Source organism: Gammaproteobacteria bacterium (assembly GCA_013696315.1).
GTDB lineage: Bacteria > Pseudomonadota > Gammaproteobacteria > JACCYU01 > JACCYU01 > JACCYU01.
The window spans coordinates 1-7,137 of record JACCYU010000071.1; the positions used below are offsets into that span (position 1 = coordinate 1).

At 62.4% G+C, this 7,137-nt stretch carries 6 protein-coding genes; all 6 read left to right on the forward strand.

All coding sequences use genetic code 11. The features are described 5' to 3' along the window. Window positions 1-1,398, forward strand: a 1,398-nt coding sequence (locus tag H0V34_03975) for a transketolase (protein ID MBA2490882.1), incomplete at its 5' end; no start/stop codon positions are given. A 100-nt stretch (window positions 1,399-1,498) separates the two neighbouring features. Beyond that, window positions 1,499-2,509, forward strand: coding sequence for a type I glyceraldehyde-3-phosphate dehydrogenase (gap, locus tag H0V34_03980; protein ID MBA2490883.1), 1,011 nt, complete (start codon window positions 1,499-1,501; stop codon window positions 2,507-2,509). A 35-nt stretch (window positions 2,510-2,544) separates the two neighbouring features. Beyond that, a complete protein-coding gene (locus H0V34_03985) occupies window positions 2,545-3,723 on the forward strand; it encodes a phosphoglycerate kinase (protein MBA2490884.1) in 1,179 nt (392 codons plus the stop codon). Between the two features lie 54 nt (window positions 3,724-3,777). Next, window positions 3,778-5,214, forward strand: coding sequence for a pyruvate kinase (gene pyk, locus H0V34_03990; protein ID MBA2490885.1), 1,437 nt, complete (start codon window positions 3,778-3,780; stop codon window positions 5,212-5,214). Window positions 5,215-5,379: 165 nt separating this feature from the next. Continuing rightward, complete coding sequence (gene glnK, locus H0V34_03995; protein MBA2490886.1) at window positions 5,380-5,718, forward strand: P-II family nitrogen regulator; 339 nt, start codon at window positions 5,380-5,382, stop codon at window positions 5,716-5,718. Between the two features lie 25 nt (window positions 5,719-5,743). Then, on the forward strand, window positions 5,744-7,036 hold the full coding sequence (locus H0V34_04000) for an ammonium transporter (GenBank protein MBA2490887.1): 1,293 nt from the start codon (window positions 5,744-5,746) through the stop codon (window positions 7,034-7,036). Window positions 7,037-7,137 lie beyond the last annotated feature (101 nt).

The window sequence follows — 7,137 nt, forward strand, 5'->3', positions numbered from 1 at the left end:
GCCTACGGCTGGCATGTGATTGCCGACGTGGACGGTCACGATGCGCAAGCGGTCAAGACCGCAATCGAGCAGGCGCGCGCGGTCACCGAACGTCCCAGCCTGCTGTGCTGCAAGACCATCATCGGCTGGGGTTCTCCAAACAAACAGGGGCGCGAGGAAAGTCACGGCGCGGCGCTGGGTGACGACGAAGTCGCGCTGGTGCGCAATAATATCGACTGGCCGCACGCGCCGTTCGTGATTCCCGATGATATCCACGCGGCCTGGAACGCGCGATCCAATGGCGCGCGCGCGCAACATGACTGGAAGGCGCGTTTCGCGGACTATCGAGCCGCGCATCCCACGCTGGCCGGCGAGTTCGAGCGGCGCCTGGCGCGGCGTCTGCCCGATGACTGGTCGCGGTCGGCGGCGGCGTATATCAAAGCAGCGCACGAGCAGGCGCAGGCCATGCCGTCGCGCAAGTCCTCGCAGGAAGCGCTGACCGCTTACGCACCGGTGTTGCCCGAACTGGTAGGCGGGTCGGCGGACCTGACCGGTTCCAACAATACCTTGTGGAGCGGTGCCAGCACGTTCAGTCACGAGGATCGCAACGGCAATTATATTTACTATGGCGTACGCGAATTCGGCATGTCGGCCATCATGAACGGGCTGGCCTTGCACGGTGGATTTATCCCGTATGGCGGCACGTTCCTGACCTTCTCCGATTACGCCCGCAACGCGCTGCGCATGGCGTCGTTGATGAAGATACAAACCCTGTTCGTCTATACTCACGACTCGATAGGATTAGGCGAAGACGGCCCCACGCATCAGGCCGTCGAACATGCCGCGTGTCTGCGCCTGATGCCCGGCATGTCGTTATGGCGGCCCTGCGATGCCGTGGAGTCCGCGGTAGCCTGGAAGCAGGCGATCGAGCGTCGGGATGGTCCGACCTGTCTGCTGTTCTCGCGCCAGGGGGTGCCGCATCAGACGCGTGACGGCGAACAGATCGCGAACATCGCGCGCGGCGGTTATGTGCTGCGCGATTCGCACGTTGACCGCAAGGGCGCGCCTGATGTCATCCTCATCGCGACCGGCTCGGAAGTCGGTGTCGCCGTGCAGGCGGCGGCGAGGCTCGCTGAACCGGGACGCCGGGTCCGTGTGGTTTCCATGCCGTGCACCGATGTATTCGATGCTCAAGATCCTGCGTACCGCGAAACCGTGCTGCCGGCGGCGGTGACCGCGCGGGTGGCGGTCGAGGCCGGCGTTACGCCATTCTGGCGCAAATATGTCGGCGACAAGGGTAGGATCGTGGGCATCGACCGTTTCGGCGAATCGGCGCCGGGTGACGTGGTGATGCGCTATTTCGGCATCACCGCCGAGAATGTTGCGATGGTGGCCGAGCAGATACTAAGCGAGCGCTAAACGATATCCGGCGTCGGACGCGTAGTAGAGAGCGTACGCCACGGTTACTGGCAGCGCTCGGTGGGCATTAAACCTTGTGGCACATGAATGGAGAGCATGAATGACAATTAAGGTCGCGATCAACGGCTATGGACGCATCGGGCGCAATATCCTGCGCGCACACTACGAATCGGGAGGCGCCGACGATATTCAGATCGTCGCGATCAATGATTTGGGCGACGCCAATACCAACGCGCATCTGACCCGCTTCGATACCGCGCACGGTCGTTTCGGCGGCAAGGTCGAAGTCGACAATGATTCCCTGGTAGTCAATGGCGACAAGATTCGCGTGTTCGCCGAGCGGGACCCGGGCAAACTGCCGTGGGGCAAGCTTGGTGTGGACGTGGTGCTGGAATGCACTGGCCTATTCGCGAGCAAGGACAAAGCCGCCGCGCACCTTAAGGGCGGCGCCAAGAAAGTCATTATTTCCGCGCCGGCCGGCACCGACGTGGACGCGACCGTGGTCTACGGCGTGAATCACAAGGTGCTGAAAAGTGCTGACACCGTGATTTCCAATGCCTCGTGTACCACCAACTGTCTGGCCACCATGGTAAAGCCGCTGCACGAGCGGATCGGCGTCGAGCGCGGCCTGATGACCACCATACATTCCTACACCAACGATCAGGTGCTGACCGACGTATATCACTCGGACCTGCGGCGCGCGCGTTCGGCCACCATGTCCATGATCCCGACCAAGACTGGCGCCGCCGCCGCCGTGGGTCTGGTGCTGCCCGACCTGGACGGTAAGCTTGACGGCTTCGCGATCCGCGTACCGACCATCAACGTGTCCCTGGTGGATTTGAGCTTCGACGCCGCGCGTGACACGAGCAAGCAAGAAATCGATGACATCATGAAGAACGCGGCGACAGGCGAACTCAAGGGTCTGCTCGCGTATAACGATGGACCGCTGGTATCCATCGATTTCAATCACACCACGGTGTCGGCCACTTTCGATGCAACCCTGACCAAGGTGAACGGCCGTCTGGTCAAGGTGATGGCCTGGTATGACAACGAGTGGGGCTTCTGCAACCGCATGCTGGATACCACCCGCGCGCTGATGAACGCTCGCTAACCGCGGCATTCAAGGCTTAGGGAGTCAAGACGTTGCTGAAAGTCCTGAAGATGGTCGATCTCGATCTCGCGGATCAGTGCGTGCTGATCCGCGCGGACCTTAACGTGCCGGTCACGGATGGTCGGGTGACCAGCGACGCGCGTCTTCGCGCCTCGCTACCGACGATCGAGCAGGCGCTCAAGGCCGGCGCCAGGGTCATGCTCATGTCGCATCTGGGCAGGCCCGAAGAAGGGCGGTTCGATGCAAAGTATTCATTGCAGCCGGTCGCTCAACGTCTGCGCGAACTACTGGGCCGCGAGGTGCGGCTGGTGAAAGACTGGCTGGACGGTGTCGATGTTAACAGCGGCGAACTGGTGCTGTGCGAGAACGTGCGCTTCAATCCGGGCGAGGCGGATGACGATGCCGGGCTGGCCCGAAGAATGGCCGCGCTGTGCGACGTGTTCGTGATGGACGCATTCGGCACCGCGCATCGCGCGCAGGCGTCCACGCACGGGGTGGCGCGTTTTGCGCCGAAGGCCTGCGCCGGACCGCTGCTGGTCGCCGAGCTGGAGGCGCTCGCCGCGCCGCTGGTAAAGCCGGCGCGCCCGCTGATCGCAATCGTGGGCGGCGCCAAGGTATCGACCAAGCTCATGGTGCTGGAGTCATTGCTGGAAAAAGTCGATCAGCTCATCGTCGGCGGCGGGATGCTCAACACGTTTATCGCCGCGGCTGGTTACGAGATCGGCAATTCGCTGCATGAGCCGGATCTGGTGGAGGCCGCCAGACGTTTGAGCGTCGCGGCCAGCGCGCGCGACGTCGCTATCCCGCTGCCGGTGGACGTCGTCTGCGGCAAGGAATTTTCCGAGACGACGACGGCAACAGTCAGACGGGTGGACAGCCTGGAGCCGGACGATATGATCTTCGATATCGGCCCCGAAACCGCGAGTCACTTCGTTGCAATGCTGAATGGGGCACGCACGGTAGTCTGGAACGGGCCGCTAGGCGTGTTCGAGTTCCCTCAGTTCGCCGAAGGCACCCGGCGCGTGGCCGAGGCCATCGCCGCAAGCGATGCGTATTCGATCGCCGGCGGCGGCGATACCCTGGCCGCCATGGATCAATTCGGGGTCGCGGAGCGGATTTCCTATATCTCCACCGGCGGCGGCGCCTTTCTCGAATTTCTGGAAGGCAGGACATTACCCGCCGTGGCGATGTTGCAGGAACGCGCGGCAAGGTGATTCGCGTCGCGCCGTATACCGCTGATGACGTTCGTTGATCGGAAATTTTAGACCTTGCCAAGACGGACAAAGATAGTCGCCACCTTGGGCCCGGCGACCGACGCGCCTGGCGTGCTGGATGCGTTAATCGATGCGGGTGCGGATGTGGTGCGACTGAATTTTTCGCACGGCTTCAGCGAGGATCACGCGCGTCGCGCGCGGCACGCGCGCGAACTGGCCGACGCGCAAGGCCGCAACGTCGCTATCCTGGCCGACCTGCAAGGCCCTAAAGTACGCATTCAGCGCTTCGCCGCTGGTGTCGCGCTATTGCAGGAAGGCGCGGCGTTCGTGCTCGACGCGGAACTGGATGCCGAGGGCGGCAACAGCGAACACGTGGGCATCACGTATCAAGAGCTGCCCGGCGACGTCCGCGGCGGCGACACGCTGCTTGTGGACGACGGCCAGATCGTGTTGCTGGTCGAGCGGGTGCAGGGATCGCGGATTCATACCCGCGTGGCGGTGGGCGGCGAGCTTTACAACAACAAGGGTATCAATCGGCAGGGCGGTGGCCTGTCGGCGCCTTCGCTGACGGATAAGGACCGTCTCGACATCCGGTTTGTCGCCGACATGGGCGCGGATTATCTGGCGATCTCGTTCGCACGCAAGCCTGAGGACGTACTGGAGGCGCGCCAGCTGTTGAAAGATGCCGGCGGCGAGGCGGGCATCATCGCCAAGATCGAACGCGCCGAGGCAATGCGGTCGATCGACAATATCATCGCCGCCTCGGACGCCATTATGATCGCGCGCGGCGACCTGGGTGTGGAGATTGGCGACGCGGAACTGCCGGCCGCGCAGAAGCTCCTGATCAACAAGGCGCGCGCTCAGAACCGGGTGAGCATCACCGCTACGCAGATGATGCAATCCATGATCTACAGCTCGATCCCGACCCGCGCGGAGGTGTTCGACGTGGCAAACGCGGTGCTGGACGGAACCGATGCGGTGATGCTGTCGGCCGAGACGGCTACCGGCCGCTATCCGGTGCAGGCAGTCAAGGCCATGAGCCACATCTGCGAGGTGGCGGAACGCCAGCGGGGCGCGCTGACCTCCGATCATCGCATCAACACGCGCTTTGTGAGAGTGGACGAAGCTATCGCCATGGCGACCATGTACACCGCCAACCATCTGGGCGTGCGCGCCATCGCCGCCATGACCGAATCGGGTTCGACACCGTTGTGGATGTCGCGCATCAGTTCCGGCATTCCCATCTACGCGCTGACCCGCCATGACAAAACGCGCCGCAGGGTGGCGCTGTACCGCGGCGTGTATCCGGTGAAATTCACCACCGCGGTGACCGAGCACGTGCAGGCCAGCCGCGAGGCCGAGCGCGTGCTGGTCGAGGCCGGTGTCGTGAAGAAGGGCGATCTGGTCATCATCACCAAGGGCGATCTGATGGGCCGCGACGGCGGCACCAATTCGATGCGCGTCGCCAGTATCGGCGCCCTGGAAGACTAGCCCGTGGCGACGAAACTCGGCGTATAGTGAACACGCTCGCATCCACCGGGCATGATGGTCTGGACGAGTGGCCCTGATATAATCGTCCGTGATTATTCCCCTGGCCGCCGGCTCGCGCCGCGATGGCCGGACGGTGCGGTCACCGATATTTCCCAGGAGCAAGCCATGAAAATTGTTACCGCCATCATCAAGCCGTTCAAACTGGACGACGTCCGCGAATCGCTTTCAGAAATCGGTATTCAGGGCTTGACGGTCACCGAAGTCAAAGGCTTCGGTCGCCAGAAAGGACACACCGAGCTTTATCGCGGCGCGGAATACGTGGTGGATTTTCTGCCGAAGATCAAACTCGAAGTAGCGGTTGGCGACGATCAGGTCGATGCGGTCATCGAAGCGATCACGAATTCGGCCAAGACCGGCAAGATCGGCGACGGGAAAATCTTCGTCACCGGCATTGAGCAGGCAATCCGAATCCGCACGGGGGAGACCGGCGCGGACGCCATCTGAGTAGCGACACTGGGTGTGATAAAACTTGGTCCGTAAATATCAGGCCGCCTTGGCGGCGATAGCTGGCTGTCTGCCCGCCGCGGCGTTGGCGCAGGCGGGGCTGAACGCCGGCGACACGGCCTGGCTGTTGACCTCGACGGCGCTGGTGCTGTTTATGACCATTCCGGGCCTGTCGCTGTTTTACGCCGGTCTGGTCAGGGCGAAGAACGTGCTGTCGGTGTTGATGCAGTGCTTCGCCATCACCTGCCTGGCGTCGTTGCTGTGGATCGTTTACGCCTACAGTCTCGCGTTCACCGACGGCGGCGCGGTGAACGGTTTGATCGGGGGCTTGAGCAAGATATTTCTCAAAAGCGTTACGCGCGATTCGTTGTCGGGTACGATTCCGGAGACCGTGTTCGTCATGTTTCAGATGACTTTCGCCGTGATCACGCCCGCGCTCATCATCGGCGCCTTCGCCGAGCGCATGAAATTTGCGGCCATGTTGTGGTTTACGGCGCTGTGGCTGACGTTTGTTTATCTGCCCATCTGTCATTGGGTGTGGGGCGGCGGAGGGCTGTTTCAGATGGGCGTACTGGATTTCGCCGGCGGGCTGGTCGTGCATACCACCGCGGGGGTCGCAGCGCTGATCGCAGCCATCGTGCTGGGCCGACGCAGGGGGTTCCCGGAGACCCCAATGCCGCCGCACAATCTGACCTTGACGGTCGCCGGCGCCGGCATGCTGTGGGTGGGCTGGTTTGGCTTTAACGCCGGCAGCGCGGTGGCGGCCAATGGCAGTGCCGGTATGGCGATGCTGGTGACGCATATCAGCGCGGCGGCCGCGTCGCTCGCGTGGATGACCATGGAGTGGTTGCGGTTTAGGAGACCAAGCGTGCTGGGCATCGTCACGGGGATGGTCGCGGGACTGGGCACTATTACGCCGGCCTCGGGTTTCGTCGGGCCCGCGGGCGCCCTAATTATTGGTCTGAGCGCCGGCACCCTATGCTTCTTTGCCACCAACATCGTCAAACGCGTACTCCACATCGACGATTCGCTGGACGTGTTTCCCGTGCACGGCGTGGGCGGGATTTTGGGCACTTTGCTGGCCGGTGTGTTCGTATCCGCGAACCTTGGTGGAGCGGGTCTGGCGGGAGGTCAAACGCCAATGGGGCAGGTGGGCGTACAGATCGTCGCCATCCTCGCGACCGTAATTTGGACGCTGTCCGTAACGTTCGTTATTCTGAAAATCATCGATGGTCTCCTGGGGCTACGCGTGGCGGAGGCCGAGGAGACCGAAGGGCTGGATATTACCCAGCACGAGGAGACGGGTTACTCTCTGTAAACCTGTATCCTCTACGACAGGCGAATCAACGACAACGAGGTGAAACAATGATTTCTATAGCTATGCGCATGGCCGCGCTGGCCGCGTTACTGGCCCTGACC

Bases quoted from the DNA above. Each gene is read 5' to 3' on its own strand.
- gap (MBA2490883.1), top strand. From the start codon at position 1,499: ATGACAATTAAGGTCGCGATCAACGGCTATGGACGCATCGGGCGCAAT.
- glnK (MBA2490886.1), top strand. From the start codon at position 5,380: ATGAAAATTGTTACCGCCATCATCAAGCCGTTCAAACTGGACGACGTC.